The organism is Bradyrhizobium sp. BRP56 (assembly GCF_020194035.1).
Taxonomy (GTDB): domain Bacteria; phylum Pseudomonadota; class Alphaproteobacteria; order Rhizobiales; family Xanthobacteraceae; genus Bradyrhizobium; species Bradyrhizobium australafricanum.
The window spans coordinates 359,066-379,665 of the sequence record NZ_JADYVV010000001.1; the positions used below are offsets into that span (position 1 = coordinate 359,066).

Consider the following 20,600-nt stretch of genomic DNA (forward strand, 5'->3'; position numbering starts at 1 on the left):
GGGACTCTCCTTACTGGCGGGTATGGGGGGCCATCTTGAACAGATAGACGCAGTCAAACTCGTTCGTCTCGCCTTCGGGCGGGACACCGGCCGTCTTCAGATGTTGGACGAAGTAATCGTAGACCGTCCGCGCGGCCCTGTGCGAGAGCAGTTGCTTGTATAGCCAGGGATCCTCACCGGTGCGGACACCGTGCTTGTCGAACAGCGTCACCTTGGGAGCGTCGGAGATGCCCACACACCAATGCGGGAAAGACTGGTCGAACTCCTTGATGTAGGCAAGAAACTCGTACTTGACCTGTTGGATGCTGAAGACCATGTGTGGGCTCCGTCACGCATGCATCAATGGGGCATTCCAGTAGGAGACGTGGCGCTCAGCGATCCGCTGCATCAGCAACTGATTGAACTGCCAGCCGGCGCGGCTACGCTCCGTCGTCTCCCCCGACAAGCACAATTCGATATCGCCCTGTCGCGACATCGCCTCCGCGGCGGCTTTCTCGAGGAGCCGCAGGAGTGCGCCGCAGGCAGCATCATGTTCGGCGTACGACAGATCGGGGCAACTGAAGAAGGAAAGCCGCCATAACGTCTGGTCCATCGCCGTGGGCTGAAGGACGATCGCGAGCGTGGCGTGCCGCGCCCTGATCAGCACCAGATTCGGAAAGCACCACTCCGCCGCAACGTGGTTGACGGCTCCGCCTCCCGCCTCGTAGGAGCGCGCGACATCCACCAGGGCTGCGCCCGCCAGCTTCCAGTTGGAGCGGTGCTCCTGCCAATGCCCGCTGAGCCTCACCAGATTCTGCGGCCAGACAGGCTGGTCGCATTGACGCTCGACGTCGAGAGTCGGATCGATATTGGCAAATATGAGCGGACCGGAAGTTTTCACCTTCGCCGGAATCAGCCGCTCCGGCACTGCGCCGAGATACTGCCCCATCTGCGGCGCCAGCTCCGTCAGGACGCCACCTTGAATGACGCCGCGGTCACGGCTGTAGCCGCAGGACGTGTACGAGCATTTGGTCTTCTTCCCTGTCCGGCACTGCGCCGGAATGGTGCGACATCCGCCGTGCTGCGCCTTGTTGAAGCGTCCGATCAGCGAGCCGTCCTCCTGCCTCTGCACGTGAATGGCATGCTGCCCGATAGTATAAGGCAGGAGATCGTGGGGCTCACCGATCTCCGGCGCGGAGCCGACACAGATCCAGTCGCGGGTCCAGATTTTCTCATTCTCGAGCCGCTGAAAAACCTCCGAGGTATAGGCCCGGCGGGGCAACATCGTCGCGAGACCGAATGGCGCACGACAGGCAGAATAGAGCCGGGCGTCGAGAAAATCGACGCCTTCGTCGATATAGATGGTTTCGGGATGAGTAAGCATGCGACGCCCCGTTGAGCGGGGGCGGCGCCGCAACGGCCCGCCCCGTTCTGCTGGCGATGAGTGCTATTTGCGCGCCTTGTTCATCGGCGGGTCGTAGTCCGCGCGACCGCGATGAGCGATGGCGGCCGGATCCGGCATCGGCAGCGGACCGTCCGCCATGAAGCGGTTGAGGACGTTGCCGACCAGCGTCGAGATATTGTTGTCGCCGTTGTTCCAGGGCAGTGCTCCGCAGAACGCGATCGACGAGAAAGCGAACGACGCGCCGCCATTCGGAGTCTCGTGATAGGCGATGTCCGAGCGCACGCGCGGATGCTGGGTGCCGTCAAGCCCCTGCTGATTGAAACCGTAGTCTTCCATGACCAGCAGGTACCCTTCGGTATGCCGACCGGCCGACGTCGCGACGACCAGTGTATGCGGTGGGCTGCCGAGCATGGTGTCGACGATGTCCAGCTCGGTGCCGGCGGCACCGCCGCCGACCAGGCCGAAATTGCCGAGTTTGTCGTCGTAGTCGATGCCCTCGAACGCCCAGGCCACCCGCGCATCGTTGCTCTCCGGCGTTCGTGAATAGTACGAGGAGATGTCGAACCCTTCCGACGACATGCCAGTGCCGGCCACAGTGTGCAGGTAGCGGCCGCGGAAGCGCCACATGCCTCCGAGCTCGCCGGTGCCCTGATGGTAGTATTCGCCAGGATCGGCGCGCCAAGTGCGGATACCGCTCTCGCAGCGCCGCATCTCCGTCATGACGCCGCGGCCGAGGCCATCATAGGCTGGATGGTATGAGTGCACCCAATACCACCCGTCAGCGCCCATATACATGAAGCGTCCACCGCGCTGCATGTAGTTGTGCAGCGCGTCGAGCTGCGGGCCGCTGTTGTGCTCGGGATGCGAGCCGGTGATGATCACATTGTAGTTCTCGAGCCGCGCAAGGCCGTCATAGGTTACGTCCTCGTCGGTGATCACGTCGTACTCGTAACCCTTCTTCTCCAACCAGTAGATCATGTGGAGATCGGCCGGATACTGCCATGGCGCCTGCGCGAGGAAATGATCGTATTTCGGCCGGATGCTCAGGATCGGGCGCAGCCGCGACGACAGGCAAAGGCCGCTGCCGTCAGTATGGGTGTCGTAGATCGATCCGCCATATTCGCGGTGCTCCGAGAGGAACATGTTCTGCTGCTGCATGATCGGCACGCGATAGACCAGCAACTCGGCGCCGCCGGCATTGTTCGCAAGGTGCTCGTTCGCATAGGCCATGTAGCTGATGCTGGGCACCATGAAGGCGATCTTGGCGGTCTCCTCGCCGACACGCGGCACGACCCAGAACGGGATGTAGTCCTCACCTCCGTCCTGCGAGGTCAGCTTCGCCGCATAGAACTTGCTGCTGGTATCCTTTGGCACCGACCATTCGAAGCTGACCTGCCAGCGGGCGTTGTCGATGTCGTCGTCGTGGAAATGGATGGCGCCGTACTGTTCCGGCGCGGTCTTCCAGTCGAACACCTGGCCTTCCCAATTGTAGCCGGTCATCGCACGTGTCGGGCAATTCACGATGGTCGCATCGAACAGATACGGCCCCTTGTCCTTGCCGACCAGCGTGTTGATGCCGTCGGAGAAATCCCAGGACGCGACGATCGCCTCGGAGAGCTTGCCGGTCGGACCCGAGTTCCTCCGTTCCGTGAGACCCGGCTGCGCACCGAGCTTCATGGTCTCGATCTCGAGCCGGCTGAGGGCGCGGTTGCAGACTCGCGGGCTGTCGATCTTGCCGTTGTAGTGCCCCTTGATGAGAATGCCGGACGGAACCGACGCCCTGGCCTGCGGCGCGTCGCTGAGTGCACCACAATAGCCGGCGATCACGGTCGGCGTGCCCGGCGTGTAGGCGAGCTTGGTCGACAGCTTCTTGTTGACAGGCGGGATCTCCGGATCGAGCGCGTACACGATCTGCGGCTCGTGGTAGAGCACCGCTTCGCCGGTCTTGCCGTCGAACGTCGCGGCGATGAAGTGCCAGGCGTGATCGCGCAGCGGAGCACCGGTCGTGATGACCTGGTCATTGACGCGGAATTCGACGCAGCCCTCCTCGTTGATGAAGAGACCGTAGCCCTTGCCGCCAAGCCATTTCGTGACGAGGCCTTGGGCACCGTGCTTCCAGTACTTCGGATGGGTCTTCGGCGTGGTCGGCCAGATCCAGCATTGCAGCGTCACGCTCTCCAGGCAGAACTGCGGCTTGTCCACGACGAAGCCGTAGGAGCCGCTGTAGATCTCCTGTTTCAGGCCCTTGTAGGTGCCGTTGCAGGCGGCCTCGATCTTCTCCTCGATGAATCCGGGCCCGCGTGGATTGGTGTCCGCATGGATCATCTTGACGATCTCGGCCTTGTATTCGGCCGGACCGTCGCAGTTCACATAGAACTTGATCGTGTCTCCCGGGTGCACGCTGAATTTGTCCGCGTACCCCGTGATCTTCATCCAACTCATATTCGTGCCCTCAATCGTAGACGTTTCGCTTCGATAGCAATCAGGTCACAGTCCACATGTCGTCGCGGCGCTTCCATCCTTCGCGGAAATGTTCCGGAAATCCGTCCTGTTCGGGATATTCTTCGAGTCGCATCAGGAAGATGTCGTGTTGCGGGTCCTGCTCGTTGTCGTAGACCTTGTCATTGACGAACTCGGGCGGAACGCCGCGGATGCCCGACAGCCGCGCGATACGCCATTCCTTCTCGACCCTGGTGCAGACGACGACGAGCTTGCCCTTGGCCGGCGCGGCGCGCATCCGCAGCAAGACGCGGTTGAGCTGGAAGTCTTCGTGGATTCCGCCGGTGACCGTCGTGGTGTCGCCGGGCGTCGCGCATTTGAGCACGCTATTGCCGGCCACGCCCTTCATCGAGTCGATACAGTCCTTGTGCTCCTTGATCATGCGCTGCGCATCGGGCGTTGATGGTCGCGGTATCGGAATCATCGGTCTGCTCCGGTTGGCTAGATGGTGAGGTAATGATGAATGACATCGTCGGTCAGTTCGGCCATGGCTCCGCTTGCGACCACGCGGCCGTTGTCGACCATCAGGAACGCGTCTCCCAGCCGCCGGGCGACCCGGATGTGCTGTTCGGTGAGGAGAAGCGTGATTCCGAGCTTGCGATTGAGGGTCATGAGTGTCTCGCCGATCTCGTGCACGATGTTCGGCTGAATGCCTTCGGTGGGTTCGTCGAGCAGCAGGATCTTCGGGTCGACGGCCAACGCGCGCGCAATCGCGAGCTGCTGTTTTTGACCGCCGGACAGCAGCCCTGCCCGGCGGTCCAGGTTCGCTTTCAGATAGGGGAACATCTGAAGGCAAACCTCGGGGATATCCGGACGACCGTCATGGCGTGCGAAGGTGCCCAGCAGGATGTTCTCCCGGACGGTGAACTCCGAGAGAATTCCACGCCCCTGGGGGACGTAGCCGATACCGAGCTTGGCCCGAACGTGAGTGGGCGACGAGCCGATCTCCGTACCCTTGATCGTGATGTCGCCAATCGATCGGTCGGTCAGCCCCATGATGGTGCGCATCAGCGTCGTCTTGCCCACGCCGTTGCGGCCAAGCACGCACAGACACTTGCCTTCCTCGATGCCGAACGAGAAGTCCTTCAGGATCGCCGTCTTGCCGTAGTAGGAAGTAACTCGGTCCATCGCGAGCAGCATGGCTAGGCTTCCCCCGTTTCGCCGAGATAGACCTCGCGAACGCGCTCGTTGGCTTCGATTTCGCTAATCGGCCCTTGCGCGAGCAGACTTCCCATGTGCATCACGGTGACCACGTCGGCGATCTGGCGCACGAAGGCCATGTCGTGCTCGACCACCACAAGGGAATTGGTGCGCTTGAGATTGTTGAAGATCTCCGCGGTCTTATCGATCTCCGACTCGGTCATGCCGGCAACCGGCTCGTCGAGTAGAAGCAGACGCGGGTTCTGCATCAGCACCATGCCGATCTCGAGCCACTGGGTCTCTCCGTGCGAGAGAATGCCGGCCTCGATGTTGAGCCGGCCACCAAGCCCGGTGACCGACAACACCTCGTCCAGCTTATCCGCGAAGCCCGGCGCCCGGAAGCGGAACAGGTTCTTCAGCGGATGCGTGCTGCGGCTATAGGCGACCTCGAGGTTCTGCCGCACCGTCAGGTCGCGAAACACGGCCGGCACCTGAAATTTGCGACCGATGCCGCGGCGGGCGATTTCGTGCTCGTCAAGACCTGTGATGTCGTCGTCGCAGAAGATGATCTGACCTGAGGTCGGCTTCTGCCGCCCGGTGACGAGGTCCATCGTCGTGGTCTTGCCCGCCCCGTTCGGTCCGACCAGGCAACACAAAGTCTGCTCGACCAGCTCAATGCTGAAATCATTGATGACCGAGACGGTATCGAAGCTTTTGCAGAGATTGCGGATCTCGAGAAAACTCATGGCCGTCTCCTCACTCGCCCGGCTGCGGCAAAAGGCGGCTGCGGACGGAGGACACGCCATTGCCGTCCGTCTTGCCGCCCGTCGACGAGGACAGTCTTCCCAGCGCGCTTTCGACCAGGCCGATCAGCCCCTTGGGCAGGAAACGCACGACGAGGATGAAGAAGCCGCCGAGGATCAGCAGCCAGGTGTTGAGGAAGGCGTCTCCGAGATAGCTCTGCGCGCCCTGGATCAGGAACGCGCCGAGAATCGCCCCCATCAGGGACATGCGGCCGCCGATGCCGGCCCAGATCACCATCGACAGGCTGAACGTGGTGTCGAACTGGGCGGGCGAGACGTACTGCGTCAGCATCACCCAGCAGCAGCCCGCCACCGCGGCAAAGAAGCCCGAGATGGTGTAGATCGCGGTCTTGTAGCCCGCGACATTGTAGCCGAGGAAGCGGACGCGCTCGGCGTCGTTTCGTACGGACTGCACGACCAGGCCGAACCGGCTCAGCGTCATCAGCTTCGCGATCACCGTCGCCAGCACGAGCAGCGCAAGCACCGTCCAGTAGGCGGCCGGGCTGTAGGGATCGACGACGATCTCCCCAAGTTTCAACGGGGCCGGCGGAGTGATGCCGTTGACCCCGTTGGTGTAGGGCTGAATGTCAAGGATCAGCGTGCCCCAAGCGCTGAGCATGGCAAGCGTCATGATCGCGAAGAACGGACCCGAGACGCGGGCGCGAAACATCAACCAGCCGAAGATGGCGCAAAACAGCGTCGGCACGACCAAGGCCAGGGTGATCCCGACACTGGTGTTCCAGAACGGCACCCAGAACAGCGGCAGATGATCAAGGCTGTTGTTCAGCATGAAGGGCGGCATCGGGTTGGACGCGTCCTGCGACTGCATCTGCATGGTCATCGCCATGCCATAGGCGCCGAGACCGAACGGAATGCCCTGGCCGAGGTTCAAAATGCCGCCGAAACCCCAGCAGAGGCTGATCGACAGCGCGAGCATGGCAAACACGCCATAGGTTGACAGCTGATTCAGCAGGAAGTTGTCGCTAACCAGGAACGGCACGGCCGCAAGCACAATGTAGAAGACGAGATAAGCCAGCCATTGCGCGCCCGGCCTGTGATAAAGATTCATTTCCGCGTTCCTCTTCCCGAGCGCACCGTCGATCTCCTCAGCGTCGCTTCGCAGAGGGGGCGAACAGCCCTTGCGGACGAATCCGCAGGAACACCACGATCAGCACGAACAACAGGAAGCGGGCGAACGTGTCGTTGGTGAAATAGGCGAAAATCGACTGCAACTCGCCGGTTGCACCACCGGCGGCCACGCTGCCGGCCAGTGTGCCGCCCCCGACCACCACCACCAGGAATGCCTGCACCACATAGGATGCGCCCATGGTGGGAAGAACGATGTTGAGAACACCGAATAGCGAGCCCGCGACGCCGGCCAGCCCGGCTCCGAGCGCGAACGTCAACATGTAGACGCGGTCGGCATTGACGCCGAAGGAGGCGGCCATCTCCTTGTCCTGCATCACCGCGCGAACCTGAACGCCGAAACGCGTCCGGTAGAACAGCGCCCAGAGCGCGGCGACGATCCCCAGCGTCACTAGTAACACGACGAGGCGGAATACCGAGATATTGATGAAGGCAAACTGGATGTTGCTGGAAAAGATCGGAGGCACTGCGAGGTACTTCGGATCACTACCGAAGATCAGACGGACACCTTGCATCAGCACCAGCGATACACCGAAGGTGGCCAGCAGGGTGTCGAGAGGACGCTTGTAGAGATAGCGGATCAATCCTCGCTCCAGCACCAACCCGATCAAGGCGACGATCAGGAAGGAAGCGGGCACGCACAGGACGAACGGAAACCCCAGGAAGCTCTGCAGCATGTAGGAGCTGTAGGCGCCGAGCATGATGAACTCGCCATGCGCCATGTTGATCACGCCCGCGGCACCATAGATGATCGTCAATCCGAGTGCGGCGATCAGCCAGATGCTGGCGATGCTAATACCCAGTATCAACGCGTTGATGAACGCACTCAGATCGAACGACGTAAAAAAGGATCCGACCGTCATGCCTAACTCCACCGTGAGTTCGATGGCTGGCCCGTGGCGCCATTCGCTTGGCGCCATGGGACGGCCCGTCGTGCGAGGATGCGTCAGATCACGCCTTTGCGGACCTTGCCGTCAGCGGCCTTGAGGCCGTCCGCCATGCACTTGCCGAGATCCGGATAGATCGAGTACGGATCGGGCGCGACATGCTCTGCGGACGACTTCACGATCTTGAAGCTGCCGTCGGCCTGGCACTGTCCGATTTTCGGCTTGAGCCATGTGTTGAAATTCTGGTCGTCAATCCAGATCAACCCTTCCGGCGACACGGCGTCTTCGACCTTGATCCCGCCGGTGTTGTCGCGGATCGCGCGCGGCGTCACTTCCTCGACGCCAACTTTGGCGATCGCCTTCTCCAGCCCGTATTTGAAGACATAGGCGGAGAGATAGGTCTCCTCCATGTTGTAGTGCGTGACGCCGTTCTTGCCGTACTTGCTCTTGAGGAAGCTTTCGACAAACTTGTGGTTGGTCGGATTATCCAGGCCCTGGAAGTACGGGGCCGACAGGAAGTGACCCGCGCCGTATTCGTTGCCCATGGCGCGGGTCTCGATTTCGCCCGTCGTGAGCGAGGCGATCGGCATCGAATCGACCTTGAAGCCCTCTTGCTTGAATTGCTTGTGGAAGGCGATATCGGATGCCCCGACCACGGTCGAGAAGATGAAGTTCGGCTTGGCTTCACGGATCTTGTTGAGCACCGGGCCGAACTCGGAGCTGCCGAGCGGAATGTACTCCTCGCCGAGCAGTTCGCCGCCGGCCTGCTGCAGCCAGACCTTGGCGTTCTTGTTGGACTCCTTCGGCCACACATAATTCGAGCCGACGAAGAAGACCTTCTTGCCGAACTGCTGAACCATGAACGGGATCAGGTCCTTGGAATGCTGGTTCGCGAGCGGACCGGTGCAGATCGTATTCTGCGTGCACTCCGCGCCTTCATAGCAGGTCGGATAATACAGCAGGTGGTTCTGCGCCATGACGGTGGGCAGGATGGCCTTGCGGCTCGCCGAGGTGTAGCAGCCGAAGATCGCAACGACGCGATTGCGAAGGATCAGTTCCTTGGTCTTTTCGGAGTAGACGTTAAAGTCCGACTTCGCGTCGACGATCACCGGCTCGATCGGCTGGCCGGCGATACCGCCGCTCTTGTTGATCTCGTCGATCGCATACTGCATGACGAGGGTGGAATCTTCTTCCGGCACCGCGAGGCCGCCGGTGAGCGAGAACAGGAGACCGACCTTGATCGGCTCGCCTTTCTTGATCCAGGACTGCGCGCCCCATGCCTGGTTGATGTTTTTGACGAATCCGTAGGGCGCAGCAGCCGCAGCGGCGGCGCCCAACGTGACCTTCATGAAATTCCGACGATCCGTCCGCATATCGACTTCTCCGCTGGCTTTCTTGCTGCGAAATCTATTTTCTAGACGATACAAATGGTCGAGACTTTCTCAAGAATAAATTTTGTGCACTGTCAGTTACGACCGTTGGCAGCGGCGGATTTCCAGAAATGTGGACGGGCAACATCGGGAAAATGATCCTCCTCCACACCGAGCGATTCGCCGGGGGTGGAAGGCCGTCGACGCGCTCCGGTTGCAGAAATCATTATCGACCCGCCCCGCCGACATGTTACGAGGGGTGACGCGAGAGGGACCATCACATGAGACGAAAGACTGCAGTGCGATCGACGGACGCAACCGACATGAGCTCCACCTACCATACCGGGTCGAGCGCTCCGGTCGCCAGCGACCGGAGTCTCGAGCGCGCGCTCGGCGCCAAGATCAGGGATACGCGCCGCGAGCAGGATCTCTCCGTCAATGATCTTGCAAATGCGGCCAACATCTCCGGCGGCATGCTCTCGAAGATCGAAAATGGCCAGATTTCCCCGTCACTTTCCACGCTGCAGTCGATTGCGCAGGCGCTTACGGTACCGCTCAGCCGATTGTTTGCAGCATCCGAGGAGCGTCGCGACTGCTCGTTCGTTCGCGCCAAGCAGGGCGTCGTGATCGAACGCCGCGGCAGCAAGGTCGGACACGTTTATCAACTGCTCGGACACGTCAACGACGATGACGTCGTCGTTGAGCCGTATCTCATCACGCTGAAGGAAGGAGCCGAGGCCTACACCGAATTCCAGCATGCCGGAACGGAGTTCATCTATATGCTGAGCGGCGAGGTCCTCTATCGGCACGGCAGCAAGAGCTATCGGTTGCGCCCAGGCGATTCCCTTATGTTCGATTCCGGCGCGCTGCACGGCCCCGAGGTCCTGGTAAAGCGACCCATGACCTACCTGTCGATCATCGTGTATCCGCGGCGCCCCGCCTAATCTCGTTGCAGAGTCTTGCTCAATTTCTTATCAGGAAATTTTTATTCCTGACAGTTGACCCACCCGTTCGGGCTGATACATTGCTCCTCAGCCAAGGAGCAGTGCATGTGCGGCATCGTTGGATTGTTTCTCAAGAACGAGCGGCTTCAACCCGAGCTTGGGGGGCACCTGTCGCGCATGCTCGCGACCATGTCGGCGCGCGGACCCGACAGCGCCGGCATTGCCGTTTATGGACCCGGCACCGACGATCTCATCAAGCTGACGCTCCGCGCGGCTGATCCCGCAGCTGACGGTGATCTCGCGACAAGGCTTGGCGCCGCGATAGAGGCAAGCGTAGACTTTGTCCGACGGTCCAACCATGTCGTCGTGACGATCCCGAAGCAACGGCGCACACAGGCCCTCGCCTGGCTGGCCGAGCACACCCCCGACATCTACGTCGTCAGCGCCGGATCGCGCATGGAGATATACAAGGAGGTTGGGCTTCCCGAACGCGTCGCAAGCCGCTTCTATGTGTCCGCGATGCGTGGCACGCACGGCATCGGCCACACCCGCATGGCGACGGAGTCTGCGGTGACCACGGAAGGCGCTCACCCGTTCTCGACGGGAGACGACCAATGTCTGGTCCACAACGGCTCACTCTCGAACCACAATGCCGTACGGCGCAATCTTCGACGCGAGGGTCTCGTGTTCGAGACCGAGAACGATTCGGAGGTTGCCGCGGGGTATTTGACCTGGCGGATGCGCGAAGGCGACAGCCTCAAGGAGGCGCTGACCTCCAGCCTCGATGCGCTCGACGGCTTTTTCACCTTTGTGGTCGGCACCCGCGACGGCTTCGCCGTGCTGCGTGATCCGATCGCGTGCAAACCGGCTGTACTGGCGGAGTCCGACGACTATGTCGCCTTCGGCTCGGAATTCCGCGCGCTCGCCGTGCTGCCGGGAATTGAAAAGGCGCGCGTTTTCGAGCCCGAGCCCGCCACCGTTTACGCTTGGGAACGTCGGTGATGCACGTGGTCGACCTTGAACAGCAAACCGTCCGGGACCTGAACGCCGCGCTCCATCGCCTGACGCCCGACACCAACGAGTCCCTTTGGCAGGTGACGAATTCGGGCGGCAAGCACGCTATCGGCGCCGGCGTCGATGCTCCCATCGAAATCGTTATCAAGGGTAACGTCGGATATTACTGCGCGGGGATGAACAAGCAGGCCTCGATCACGATTCATGGCAATGCCGGACAGGGCATCGCCGAGAACATGATGTCGGGCAGGGTCCACGTCATGGGAGACGCAAGCCAATCCGCAGGCGCGACCGGCCGGGGTGGGCTTCTGATCGTGGAAGGCGATGCCGCCGCGCGCTGCGGAATCTCGATGAAAGGCATCGATATCATCGTCAAGGGCTCGATCGGCGCCATGAGCGCGTTCATGGCCCAGGCCGGCAATCTCGTCGTGCTTGGTGATGCCGGCGAGGCTCTCGGAGATTCGATCTATGAAGCCACGATCTTCGTCCGCGGCAAGGTCAAGAGCCTCGGAGCCGACTGCATCGAGAAGCCCATGTCAGCGGACGACAAGTCCCGGCTCTCCGGTATCCTCGCCGGCGCCGGCGTGGACGGTGTCGGTCCGGAGGACTTCCGCATGTATGCGTCGGCCCGCCGTCTCTACAATTTCCACATCGACAATCTTTCTTCCTACTGAAGGCCGACGATGTCATCTGCAAAGCCAATCCGCACCGAACCGCGTTTTTCGGCGACTTTCGATCGATATACCATCTCGGAAATCCAACGCGCAGCGGCGACCGGCATCTACGACATCCGCGGCGGTGGCGCAAAACGGCGCGTGCCGCATTTCGACGACCTGCTGTTTCTCGGCGCCTCCGTGTCGCGCTACCCTCTGGAGGGTTATCGCGAGAAATGCGGGACGGACGTCGTGCTCGGCTCGCGATTTGCCAAGAAGCCGATTCACCTCAAGACCCCCGTGACGATCGCCGGGATGAGTTTCGGCGCCCTATCGGCTCCTGCCAAGGAGGCGTTGGGCCGCGGCGCGACGGCGGTCGGCACCAGCACGACGACCGGCGACGGCGGCATGACGAACGAGGAGCGCGAGCACTCCTCGATTCTGGTCTACCAACTGCTTCCCTCTCGCTACGGCATGAACCCGGACGATCTGCGCCGTGCCGACGCGATCGAGATCGTGGTCGGACAGGGCGCCAAGCCGGGCGGCGGCGGCATGTTGCTGGGCCAGAAGATATCCAAACGCGTCGCCGAAATGCGGACCTTGCCGGCGGGCATCGATCAGCGCTCCGCGTCACGGCATCCGGACTGGACAGGGCCGGATGATCTGGAGATCAAGATCGAGGAAATCCGCGAGATTACGGACTGGCAGAAACCGATCTACGTAAAGATCGGCGCCAGCCGCCCCTACTACGACACGGCGCTGGCGGTGAAATCCGGCGCCGACGTCGTCGTCATCGACGGCATGCAGGGTGGCACGGCCGCGACGCAAGAGGTCTTCATCGAGAATGTCGGCATTCCGACGCTCGCGGCGATCCGTCCTGCCGTGCAAGCGCTCCAGGAGCTCGGCATGCATCGCAAGGTGCAGCTCATCGTCTCCGGCGGAATTCGCAACGGCGCCGACGTCGCCAAGGCACTTGCGCTTGGCGCCGATGCGGTCGCGATCGGTACCGCGGCCCTGATCGCGATGGGCGACAACAGTCCCGCGCTCGAGAGCGAATACCAGAAACTGGGAAGCACGGCCGGCGCCTATGATGACTGGCACGAAGGTCTCGATCCCGCGGGCATCACGACCCAGGATCCCGAACTGGCCAAGCGGCTCGACCCGGTCGTGGCGGGCCGACGCCTCGCCAACTACCTCTCGGTTCTCACCCTCGAGGCGCAGACCATCGCGCGCGCCTGCGGCAAGAGCCACATTCACAATCTCGAACCCGAAGATCTCGTCGCACTCACCGTCGAGGCGGCCGCCATCACGCGCGTGCCGCTTGTGGGCACAAGCTGGATTCCTGGCCGGGACTGATTCTGACGCTTATCTTGAATAAAGAGGCACCATGTCAATCGACCTTGCTGAAGTCGCCAAAGAACGGAAGATCAAGTACTTCCTGATTTCCTATACGGATCTGGTGGGAACACAGCGCGCCAAGCTGGTCCCTGCCGAAGCGATCGGCGGAATGGCCAAGAACGGGGCGGGCTTCGCCGGTTTTGCTACGTGGCTCGATATGACGCCGGCGGATCCCGACATGCTCGCGATCCCCGATCCGGCCAGTCTCATCCAGTTGCCGTGGAAGCCGGAAGTGGGCTGGCTGGCAGCCGATCTGTGGATGAGCGGCAAGCCGGTCGAACAGGGACCGCGCAATGTGCTGAAGCGCCTGATCGGCAAAGCGGCCGAGCGCGGCTTCCAGCTCAAGAGCGGCGTCGAGTGCGAGTTCTTCCTGATCTCGCCGGACGGTGAGAGCGTTGGCGACGAATCCGATCGTCAGGCCAAGCCGTGCTACGATCAATCGGCCTTGATGCGGCGCTATGACGTCATCAGCGAAATCTGCGACAGCATGCTCGCTCTGGGCTGGAAGCCCTATCAGAACGACCATGAGGATGCGAACGCACCACCGGCATGGGCCAGGGCTCGGGAATGAGCAATCCACCCGGCAGCACGACCGGCAACATGAACAACCCGGGCACCTCGACGCCGAATTACTCGACCGACCCCAACAACAACTCCGCGACAGGGACCGGGACGTCGAACCTGCCCGGCAACAACAGCGGAACGCGGACCAATCCGCGATGATCGCGAAAGCCCCGCCTCAGCGCGGGGTTTTTCATTACGGTCGCGTTCGGCGACGAAAGAGCCCGGCGCGATGGCCGGGCTGGATCGCGAATATGAACAGACATGTATGTACCTTGCTTGGCAATGCGACGATCTAACCGGATGCCAACCTGATCGTCTGTGCACTTTAGCACACTTGCGCGGCCACCGTGCTCAGCGACCGCAGCCATCGCATCCGGCGCGGGCCTATGCGGCTCATATGCCGTAGAGCCCGCGGCGCTCTCGAATTCATATCCCGCCCTGAAGATATTGAGCCCGACGCAGACGCTCTCGCGTGCAGGCCAGACTGTTGAGGTTTGGCCGCGAGCGCGGCGGCGAACCGAAAGGTGATGTCATGTCTTCGCTTCAGATTGCTATCGGCGACCGGATCATCGAGCCGATGATCGCGCTTGCCGGCTGCACGACGCAACAGCGCATCGTCGTGGCCGGCACGAGGAGCATGGAATTGATGTTCGAGCTGCAGCGGCGCGGCTACGCGCGCGCGGCGGCGTCGGGCAATTGCGGCCGCCCCGCCGGTCAGTACGACGTTGCGCTGGTCGATTGGCGGCGGCGCACGCTTCTCTCGCTCGAGCCGGCGCTGGACTGGTTGACGAATGTCCTTAGCGCCCGTGCGGTGCTGGTGGTGTGGGTCGATGCCCAGAAGTCCTCGGCCAACCAAAGCCTGCGGGCGTCGCTGGAGCGGCGCGGCTTCGTCGTCGAGCAGGGCATCGTGCATCAGTACGGCTGCGCGCTGTCGGCGCGGAGGTCGCAAGCCCATCCGCTGCAGCTTGCGGCCTGACGCGCTGAACGCGGCTATCGCGAAGGGAAATCGCCATGTCCAAGGTGCGACGCGCCGTGATCCGCGAATGGATGCTGCTGGCGCGCGAGAAACGGCAATCCAGCGAGCAGGCGGCCGCATTTGCGAGGGCGGCGCTGCAGCGGCACGACATGCCGCGCAGCAGCCGGCGAACACCGCACGAAATCATCATGCGGTGGCTGCGGCCACGCACCGGACGTCCTTGAGCGGTGGCCGCCGCCGTCGTGGGGCGGGCGGCAATCAACAGCAGAGCAATCGATGCGTGCCCATGAGTTTGAGCTGTCCCCGCATGCGCCTCGCGGCGCGGACGATCTTGTTGCTGAAATCGCGAGATCGACGTCCGACGCTGCGGCGCGCAGCGCCGCGGCGCTCGCGCTGGTGTGTTGCGACATTATTGCGGGCGATGGACCCACGATGGCCGGCCGGGCGCATTTCTCGCGAACGATCGACGCCGCCGACGCCGCGCTATGTGCGCGTATCCTCTGTGTCGCCGGTCGCGCCGGACATTCGGTCAGTCGCGTCGAAGCCGACGCGCTGTTCGCGATCGATGCGGTCGGAAGCGGACGGGTCGATGACGGATGTTTCGACGACCTGCTTGCCAAGGCGGTGCTGCATCATCTGATGGGCGCCGCCGGCACAACCATTCCCGGCCGCGAGCAGGCGCTGGCCCGCGACAATCCGCTGGATGACTGGGGGGGCGGCGATCGTGCTGGCTGCGGAGCCGCGATCCTGGCTCGCCGGTCATCTTGACTGGATGAAGCCGTCATCCCCCGCCGCGCGCACCATCGATGCGGTGCTTCATGTCAATCCGGCAGGACCCCGGCTGCCGCTCGGCATCCTCTTCAACATGGAGGCCTGAACAAGCATAGCCCGTTGAGCCAACGGGTCGCGCGATGGCCCGCCGATGACAGGCTCCGCGATATCCGGGGCAGTCGGTCCCGCATGTCGCTGCGCTCATGCGGGCTACCATGGGTAGGGTCAGCGCGACGGCTTTGGGTTGGCTTTCTTCGCAGGCTTTGCCGTTGTGCCGACCGGCTGCACCCGCAGGCCGTCCACGAATACGTCCAACAGCCGGAGCGCAGTGGTCTGCCAGCCGGGCTGGTCGTGCATGTAGCACATGCCGATCAGCGCCCGCAGCACGTCCTCGGCGCTGATGTCGCCACGGATCGCACTGGCCGCGACCGCGCGCGCGAGCAGGGTGCCGATCGCCTTGGTCAGGCGGTCGAACGAATAGGCGTGCAGCTCGGTCGAGCCGTGCGCGACCAGCGCCAGTGCCGCGACCATGCCCTTCTTGGTGGCGACGAATTCGACATTGGCGCGCAGCCAGCGCCGCAGCGCCTCGACCGGCTCGGGCGCGCATTGCAGTTGCTCGGCCAGATCGCCGAGCTGCTCGACCTCGCGGCGATAGACCGCCTCATAGAGCGCTTCGCGGGTTGGGAAGTGGCGATAGAGCGTGCCGATGCCGACGCCGGCATGGCGCGCCACCGCCTCGAGACTCGCCTCGCTGCCGCCGGCCGAGAACACGGCCTTGGCCGCTTCCAGCACGCGCTCGCGATTGCGCACGGCGTCGGCGCGGGGCTTGCGTGCAATTTCTGGTGATCGACCGGCCATCGCTTTTTCTTTTCACCCTCCCTTGTAAACGGAGGATGCCTCCGTATATGGCGACCAGCACCGGGCCTGACAAGGCGCGCCGATCCTGCATCGGCGGCCACGGGCTTCCGTTGCCTCGATTCAACCCGACCATACACGGATCGGAGCCCTGCATGAATCTCCCACTCAGCCTCACTATCAACGGTGTCCGCCGGGAAATTGCCCTCGATGACCCCCGCGTTACCCTGCTCGACCTGTTGCGCGAGCGCCTCGACCTCACCGGTACCAAGAAGGGATGCGACCGCGGCCAGTGCGGCGCGTGCACCGTCCTGGTCGACGGTCGCCGCATCAATTCCTGCCTCGCGCTTGCCGTCAGCCATGACGGCGCCGAGATCACAACCATCGAAGGCGTCGCGCGCGGCGACCACCTGCATCCGGTGCAGGCCGCCTTCATCGCCCATGACGGCTTCCAGTGCGGCTTCTGCACGCCGGGCCAGATCATGAGCGGCATCGGCCTGATCCAGGAAGGCCAGGCCGGCGATGATCCGGAGCGCGTGCGCGAATGCATGAGCGGCAATCTGTGCCGCTGCGGGGCCTATCAAGGAATCACCGAGGCCGTGCTCGAGGCGCAGGCCGACATCAACGCGACCAAGCAGAGGCGCTCCGCATGATGAACTTCGATTATGTCAGGCCGGCCAGCGTCGCGGACGCGATTGCGGCGGCATCCGAGAAGGGCGCGAGCTATCTCGCCTCCGGCACCAATCTGCTCGACCTGATGAAGGGCGGCGTCAGCCGGCCGAGCCGTCTCGTCGACGTCACGCGTCTGCCGGGGCTCGACCGCATCGAGCATCTGGCCGACGGCGGCTTGCGGATCGGCGCGCTGGTGCGCAATGCCGATCTCGCGCATGACACCGGGTTCGCGCGCAACCATCCGGCGGTCGCCGAGGCGTTGCTGTCGGGCGCGTCCGCCCAGCTGCGCAATGCCGCGACCGTCGGCGGCAACCTGATGCAGCGAACGCGCTGCGCCTATTTCTACGACGCCGGCAGCGCCTGCAACCGGCGCTGGCCGGGCGCCGGCTGCGACGCGCTGAAGGGCGAGAACCGCCTGCACGCGGTGCTTGGCTGGAGCGAGGGCTGCATCGCCACCCATCCGTCGGATTTCTGCGTGCCGCTCGTCGCGTTCGACGCCGTCGTCGAGATCGAGGGCAAGACCGGCCGGCGCGAGCTGCCGCTCGAAGCGCTGCACCGTCTGCCGGGCGAGACGCCGGAGCGCGAGACCGCGCTGGAGCGCGGCGACCTGATCGTCGCGCTGCGGCTGCCGGCCGAAGCGCAAGGCTTCTCCGGGCATACCCGCTACATCAAGGTGCGCGAGCGCACGTCCTATGCGTTCGCCGTGGTCTCGGCTGCGGCGGCCCTGCGCATCGAGGATGGAAAGATCCGCGAGGCGCGGCTGGCGCTCGGCGGCGTCGCGGCAAAGCCGTGGCGAGCGCGCGAGGCCGAGCAGGTGCTCGCGGGCGCCGCACCGGATGAGGCGACCTATCGCGAGGCGGCGCGCGCCGCGCTCGCGGGCGCAAAACCGTCCGGCGACAACGCCTTCAAGATCGAGCTCGCGCAGCGCATCGTCGTGCGCGCGCTCACCCTTGCTGCCGCAGGCACGCCGGACCGCATTCCCGCGCTGCCGGGCTCTCCCTTCTCATCCGTTGCAGGAGCGTAACGCATGACGGCTGAACTCAATCTGACCCGCGACCCCGCCCATCTCAGGCACGGCTCGAATATCGGCCAGCCGCTGACCCGCACCGACGGCACGCTGAAGGTGACCGGCAAGGCCCGCTATGCCGCCGACAATCATCCGCCCGGCATGGTCTATGCCGTGATCGCGACCAGCTGCATCGCGCGCGGCCGCGTCACCGCGCTCGACGTCGCTGCCGCCAAGCGCCACCCCGGCGTCATCGACGTGATGACGCCGGCGCACAAGCTGGAACTCGCGGAGGACCCGGACGCCAAGGGCAATCCGTTCGCCTTCCGCATGGAGCTCTTGCAGAGCGACGAGGTGCGCTACGCCAACCAGGCGATCGCGGTCGTGATCGCCGAGACGCTGGAGGCCGCCACCGAAGGCGCGGCGCTGCTGTCGCCGCGCTACCAGGTCGAGATCGCGCGCGTCGGCCTCGACGCCGGCGAGGCCTATGCGCCGCCGGTGGTCGGCATCGGCAATCCCGCCGAAGTCCGCCATGGCGATATCGATACCGGCCTTGCCGCTGCATCGAAGCGGATCGACGCAACTTACGAGACGCCCGCGCAGTACCACAACGCGATGGAGCCGCACGCGATCGTCGCGGTGTGGGACGGCGACCGCCTGTTCCTCGACACGCCGAGCCAGGGCATGGCGATGGCGCAGATGCGGATCGGCGGCCTGTTCGGCGTTCCGCCCGGCAACATCCACATCAACAGCCCGTTCCTCGGCGGCGGCTTCGGCTCCAAGGGCCTGGTCTCCGGGCCGCAGGTGCTTGGCATCATGGCGGCGAAGCTGGTCGGGCGTCCGGTCAAGCTGGTGCTGCGGCGGAGCCAGATGTATGGCCCGGTCGGCCATCGTCCGCAGACCCGCCAGCGCATCCGGATCGGCACTGGTGACGACGGCCTGCTGACCGCACTCGATCATGAGGCGCGCGTCACGACGTCGAGCTTCGACGATTTCTACGAGCCTGCGGCGGACGCCTCGCACACGCTCTATGCGAGCCCGGCGATCCGCACTGCGCATGAGGCCGTGCGCGTCGACACCGGCACGCCGCTGTTCATGCGCGCGCCGGGCGAGGCCACCGGATCGATCGTGCTGGAAAGCGCGATCGACGAGGCGGCGTTCGCCTGCGGCATCGATCCCCTGGAATTCCGGCTGAAGAACTACGCCGAGGTCGAGCCAACAACCGGCAAGCCGTTTTCCTCCAAGGCGCTGCGGCAGTGCTACGCCAGGGCCGCCGAGCGTTTCGGCTGGGCGGGGCGTCCGCTGCAGCCAAGGCAGATGCGCGACGAGAACGGCTTTCTGGTCGGATGGGGCATGGGCACCGCGACGTTCCCGGCGCTGATGTTCCAGGGCAATGCGCGCGCCGTGATCCGCGCCGACGGACGCGGCGTGATGGAGAGCGGCGCGCATGACATGGGGCAGGGCGCCTGGACCGCGCTCACGCAAATCTCGGCCGATGCGCTGGCGCTTGATCTCGAGCAGATCTCGTTCCTGTCGGGCACGTCGGACCTGCCGGATGCCGGCATCGCCGGCGGCTCCGCGCACACCGCAACGGTCGGTGCCGCGATCCACAATGCCGGTGCGGCAGTGATCGCAAAACTCGCCGAGCTTGCGACCTCCGATGAGCGCTCGCCGCTGTTCGGCGCCGGCAATGCCGGCGTGGTGGCGCGGGCCGGGCGGCTCCATCGCCGCGACGATGATGCGCGCAGCGAAAGCTACGCCGAGATCCTGGCGCGCGCCGGCGTTGCCGAGGTCGAGGCCTCTGGCACGGGTGCGGCCGATCCGGCGGCGCAATCGCAATATGCAATGCACGCGCATGGCGCTGTCTTTGCCGAGGTGAAGGTCGATCCGGAGCTCGGCCAGATCCGCGCCACGCGGCTGGTCGGCGCGTTCGCCGCAGGGCGCATCATCAATCCGTTGATGGTGCAGAGCCAGCTGCGCGGCGGCATGATCTGGGGCCTCTCGTTCGCGCTGCACGAGGAGGCGGTGATGGACAAGCGGTCCGGCCGCATCCTGAATGCGAACCTTGCCGAGTATCATGTGCCCGTGAATGCCGACGTGCGGCCGATGGAGGTGATCACGGTCGACGAGCACGATCCCCACGTGAATCCGCTCGGCATCAAGGGCGTCGGCGAGATCGGCATCACCGGCAGCGCCGGCGCCGTCGCCAACGCCGTCTTCCACGCCACCGGCATCCGCGTGCGGAATTTCCCGATCAAGATCGAGGAGGTGGTGATGGGGTTGAGGTGATGCGGCTCGACGTGAGGGCTCCGTAATAACAGGTGTCGTCCCGGCGAAAGCCGGGAGGTGGATTCACATTCGAAGTGCAACACTTGAGCAAAGGACTCGGCGGGCGTGCGGTAGTCAAGGCATTTGCGCGGGGTGTTGTTGTAGGCGGCGATGAACTGGCGGAATCTGGCGGTCGAGAGGGTTACGAGATCCGTCTTGCGGGGAATAAAGCGGCGCATCCTGCCGATGG

21 protein-coding genes and 1 pseudogene are annotated in these 20,600 nt (G+C 63.7%); 12 read left to right on the forward strand and 10 right to left on the reverse strand.

Annotated features, from left to right (window positions below; translation table 11 throughout):
- Positions 1-10: 10 nt before the first annotated feature.
- The 9 genes from I6F38_RS01570 to I6F38_RS01615 all read right to left on the reverse strand — a co-directional run bounded on the left by I6F38_RS01570 (position 11) and on the right by I6F38_RS01615 (position 9,232).
- On the reverse strand, positions 11-316 hold the full coding sequence (locus I6F38_RS01570; protein ID WP_225158802.1) for a hypothetical protein: 306 nt from the start codon (positions 314-316) through the stop codon (positions 11-13).
- A 12-nt stretch (positions 317-328) separates the two neighbouring features.
- On the reverse strand, positions 329-1,363 hold the full coding sequence (locus tag I6F38_RS01575; RefSeq protein WP_225158803.1) for a ring-hydroxylating oxygenase subunit alpha: 1,035 nt from the start codon (positions 1,361-1,363) through the stop codon (positions 329-331).
- Between the two features lie 63 nt (positions 1,364-1,426).
- Entirely contained in the window at positions 1,427-3,826 is a 2,400-nt protein-coding gene (locus tag I6F38_RS01580) for a LamG domain-containing protein (RefSeq protein WP_225158804.1), read from the reverse strand.
- Positions 3,827-3,866: 40 nt separating this feature from the next.
- Positions 3,867-4,307, reverse strand: a complete 441-nt coding sequence (locus I6F38_RS01585; protein ID WP_225158805.1) for a N,N-dimethylformamidase, small subunit — start codon at positions 4,305-4,307, stop codon at positions 3,867-3,869.
- A gap of 17 nt (positions 4,308-4,324) precedes the next feature.
- Positions 4,325-5,023 (reverse strand): urea ABC transporter ATP-binding subunit UrtE, encoded by a 699-nt coding sequence (gene urtE / locus I6F38_RS01590; protein WP_225158806.1) that lies wholly within the window; start codon positions 5,021-5,023, stop codon positions 4,325-4,327.
- A gap of 2 nt (positions 5,024-5,025) precedes the next feature.
- On the reverse strand, positions 5,026-5,769 hold the full coding sequence (gene urtD / locus I6F38_RS01595) for an urea ABC transporter ATP-binding protein UrtD (protein WP_139487316.1): 744 nt from the start codon (positions 5,767-5,769) through the stop codon (positions 5,026-5,028).
- Between the two features lie 10 nt (positions 5,770-5,779).
- Positions 5,780-6,895, reverse strand: a complete 1,116-nt coding sequence (gene urtC, locus I6F38_RS01600) for an urea ABC transporter permease subunit UrtC (RefSeq protein WP_225158807.1) — start codon at positions 6,893-6,895, stop codon at positions 5,780-5,782.
- Between the two features lie 37 nt (positions 6,896-6,932).
- Positions 6,933-7,835 (reverse strand): urea ABC transporter permease subunit UrtB, encoded by a 903-nt coding sequence (gene urtB, locus I6F38_RS01605; RefSeq protein WP_225158808.1) that lies wholly within the window; start codon positions 7,833-7,835, stop codon positions 6,933-6,935.
- Between the two features lie 83 nt (positions 7,836-7,918).
- On the reverse strand, positions 7,919-9,232 hold the full coding sequence (locus I6F38_RS01615; protein ID WP_225158809.1) for a transporter substrate-binding domain-containing protein: 1,314 nt from the start codon (positions 9,230-9,232) through the stop codon (positions 7,919-7,921).
- Between the two features lie 320 nt (positions 9,233-9,552).
- Between I6F38_RS01615 and I6F38_RS01620 the strand changes: the two genes are divergently transcribed.
- The 9 genes and pseudogenes from I6F38_RS01620 (at position 9,553) to I6F38_RS01660 (ending at position 15,546) form a co-directional block, all read left to right on the forward strand.
- The gene (locus I6F38_RS01620; RefSeq protein ID WP_225158810.1) at positions 9,553-10,173 is read left to right on the forward strand and encodes a cupin domain-containing protein; all 621 of its coding nucleotides are present in this window, start codon (positions 9,553-9,555) and stop codon (positions 10,171-10,173) included.
- Positions 10,174-10,278: 105 nt separating this feature from the next.
- A complete protein-coding gene (locus I6F38_RS01625) occupies positions 10,279-11,175 on the forward strand; it encodes a glutamine amidotransferase family protein (RefSeq protein WP_225158811.1) in 897 nt (298 codons plus the stop codon).
- A complete protein-coding gene (locus tag I6F38_RS01630) occupies positions 11,175-11,861 on the forward strand; it encodes a protein glxC (RefSeq protein WP_225158812.1) in 687 nt (228 codons plus the stop codon). The genes I6F38_RS01625 and I6F38_RS01630 overlap by 1 nt, the downstream gene beginning before the upstream one ends.
- A 9-nt stretch (positions 11,862-11,870) precedes the next feature.
- Positions 11,871-13,196 (forward strand): FMN-binding glutamate synthase family protein, encoded by a 1,326-nt coding sequence (locus I6F38_RS01635; protein ID WP_225158813.1) that lies wholly within the window; start codon positions 11,871-11,873, stop codon positions 13,194-13,196.
- 31 nt (positions 13,197-13,227) lie between these two features.
- Positions 13,228-13,776: pseudogene (locus I6F38_RS01640) on the forward strand (type III glutamate--ammonia ligase); the annotation flags it as partial.
- A gap of 29 nt (positions 13,777-13,805) precedes the next feature.
- Entirely contained in the window at positions 13,806-13,961 is a 156-nt protein-coding gene (locus tag I6F38_RS01645; protein ID WP_225158814.1) for a hypothetical protein, read from the forward strand.
- Between the two features lie 373 nt (positions 13,962-14,334).
- Positions 14,335-14,778 carry a hypothetical protein gene (locus I6F38_RS01650; RefSeq protein ID WP_225158815.1) on the forward strand — a complete coding sequence of 148 codons (444 nt, stop codon included), beginning with the start codon at positions 14,335-14,337 and terminating at the stop codon, positions 14,776-14,778.
- A gap of 35 nt (positions 14,779-14,813) precedes the next feature.
- On the forward strand, positions 14,814-15,002 hold the full coding sequence (locus tag I6F38_RS01655; RefSeq protein ID WP_225158816.1) for a hypothetical protein: 189 nt from the start codon (positions 14,814-14,816) through the stop codon (positions 15,000-15,002).
- A 52-nt stretch (positions 15,003-15,054) separates the two neighbouring features.
- Positions 15,055-15,546, forward strand: a complete 492-nt coding sequence (locus tag I6F38_RS01660) for a hypothetical protein (protein WP_225158817.1) — start codon at positions 15,055-15,057, stop codon at positions 15,544-15,546.
- A gap of 228 nt (positions 15,547-15,774) precedes the next feature.
- On the opposite strand, the gene I6F38_RS01665 is transcribed toward I6F38_RS01660, so the two are convergent.
- On the reverse strand, positions 15,775-16,407 hold the full coding sequence (locus I6F38_RS01665) for a TetR/AcrR family transcriptional regulator (RefSeq protein ID WP_225158818.1): 633 nt from the start codon (positions 16,405-16,407) through the stop codon (positions 15,775-15,777).
- Positions 16,408-16,559: 152 nt separating this feature from the next.
- Between I6F38_RS01665 and I6F38_RS01670 the strand changes: the two genes are divergently transcribed.
- The 3 genes from I6F38_RS01670 to I6F38_RS01680 are packed head-to-tail and all read left to right on the forward strand — an operon-like array spanning position 16,560 to position 20,371.
- Positions 16,560-17,057, forward strand: coding sequence for a (2Fe-2S)-binding protein (locus I6F38_RS01670; RefSeq protein ID WP_225158819.1), 498 nt, complete (start codon positions 16,560-16,562; stop codon positions 17,055-17,057).
- On the forward strand, positions 17,054-18,100 hold the full coding sequence (locus I6F38_RS01675) for a xanthine dehydrogenase family protein subunit M (RefSeq protein ID WP_225158820.1): 1,047 nt from the start codon (positions 17,054-17,056) through the stop codon (positions 18,098-18,100). The genes I6F38_RS01670 and I6F38_RS01675 overlap by 4 nt, the downstream gene beginning before the upstream one ends.
- Positions 18,101-18,103: 3 nt before the next feature.
- Entirely contained in the window at positions 18,104-20,371 is a 2,268-nt protein-coding gene (locus I6F38_RS01680; RefSeq protein ID WP_225158821.1) for a xanthine dehydrogenase family protein molybdopterin-binding subunit, read from the forward strand.
- Positions 20,372-20,600: the final 229 nt, after the last annotated feature.

What these genes read in the sequence shown, in the direction of transcription:
- I6F38_RS01580 (WP_225158804.1), bottom strand. Translation starts at nt 3,826, where the DNA reads ATGAGTTGGATGAAGATCACGGGGTACGCGGACAAATTCAGCGTGCAC.
- I6F38_RS01615 (WP_225158809.1), bottom strand. Translation starts at nt 9,232, where the DNA reads ATGCGGACGGATCGTCGGAATTTCATGAAGGTCACGTTGGGCGCCGCC.
- I6F38_RS01650 (WP_225158815.1), top strand. Translation starts at nt 14,335, where the DNA reads ATGTCTTCGCTTCAGATTGCTATCGGCGACCGGATCATCGAGCCGATG.
- I6F38_RS01575 (WP_225158803.1), bottom strand. Translation starts at nt 1,363, where the DNA reads ATGCTTACTCATCCCGAAACCATCTATATCGACGAAGGCGTCGATTTT.
- I6F38_RS01670 (WP_225158819.1), top strand. Translation starts at nt 16,560, where the DNA reads ATGAATCTCCCACTCAGCCTCACTATCAACGGTGTCCGCCGGGAAATT.
- I6F38_RS01655 (WP_225158816.1), top strand. Translation starts at nt 14,814, where the DNA reads ATGTCCAAGGTGCGACGCGCCGTGATCCGCGAATGGATGCTGCTGGCG.
- urtE (WP_225158806.1), bottom strand. Translation starts at nt 5,023, where the DNA reads ATGCTGCTCGCGATGGACCGAGTTACTTCCTACTACGGCAAGACGGCG.
- I6F38_RS01630 (WP_225158812.1), top strand. Translation starts at nt 11,175, where the DNA reads ATGCACGTGGTCGACCTTGAACAGCAAACCGTCCGGGACCTGAACGCC.
- I6F38_RS01625 (WP_225158811.1), top strand. Translation starts at nt 10,279, where the DNA reads ATGTGCGGCATCGTTGGATTGTTTCTCAAGAACGAGCGGCTTCAACCC.
- I6F38_RS01680 (WP_225158821.1), top strand. Translation starts at nt 18,104, where the DNA reads ATGACGGCTGAACTCAATCTGACCCGCGACCCCGCCCATCTCAGGCAC.
- urtB (WP_225158808.1), bottom strand. Translation starts at nt 7,835, where the DNA reads ATGACGGTCGGATCCTTTTTTACGTCGTTCGATCTGAGTGCGTTCATC.
- I6F38_RS01675 (WP_225158820.1), top strand. Translation starts at nt 17,054, where the DNA reads ATGATGAACTTCGATTATGTCAGGCCGGCCAGCGTCGCGGACGCGATT.
- I6F38_RS01635 (WP_225158813.1), top strand. Translation starts at nt 11,871, where the DNA reads ATGTCATCTGCAAAGCCAATCCGCACCGAACCGCGTTTTTCGGCGACT.
- I6F38_RS01620 (WP_225158810.1), top strand. Translation starts at nt 9,553, where the DNA reads ATGAGCTCCACCTACCATACCGGGTCGAGCGCTCCGGTCGCCAGCGAC.
- I6F38_RS01585 (WP_225158805.1), bottom strand. Translation starts at nt 4,307, where the DNA reads ATGATTCCGATACCGCGACCATCAACGCCCGATGCGCAGCGCATGATC.
- I6F38_RS01660 (WP_225158817.1), top strand. Translation starts at nt 15,055, where the DNA reads ATGCGTGCCCATGAGTTTGAGCTGTCCCCGCATGCGCCTCGCGGCGCG.
- I6F38_RS01665 (WP_225158818.1), bottom strand. Translation starts at nt 16,407, where the DNA reads ATGGCCGGTCGATCACCAGAAATTGCACGCAAGCCCCGCGCCGACGCC.
- I6F38_RS01645 (WP_225158814.1), top strand. Translation starts at nt 13,806, where the DNA reads ATGAGCAATCCACCCGGCAGCACGACCGGCAACATGAACAACCCGGGC.
- I6F38_RS01570 (WP_225158802.1), bottom strand. Translation starts at nt 316, where the DNA reads ATGGTCTTCAGCATCCAACAGGTCAAGTACGAGTTTCTTGCCTACATC.
- urtD (WP_139487316.1), bottom strand. Translation starts at nt 5,769, where the DNA reads ATGAGTTTTCTCGAGATCCGCAATCTCTGCAAAAGCTTCGATACCGTC.
- urtC (WP_225158807.1), bottom strand. Translation starts at nt 6,895, where the DNA reads ATGAATCTTTATCACAGGCCGGGCGCGCAATGGCTGGCTTATCTCGTC.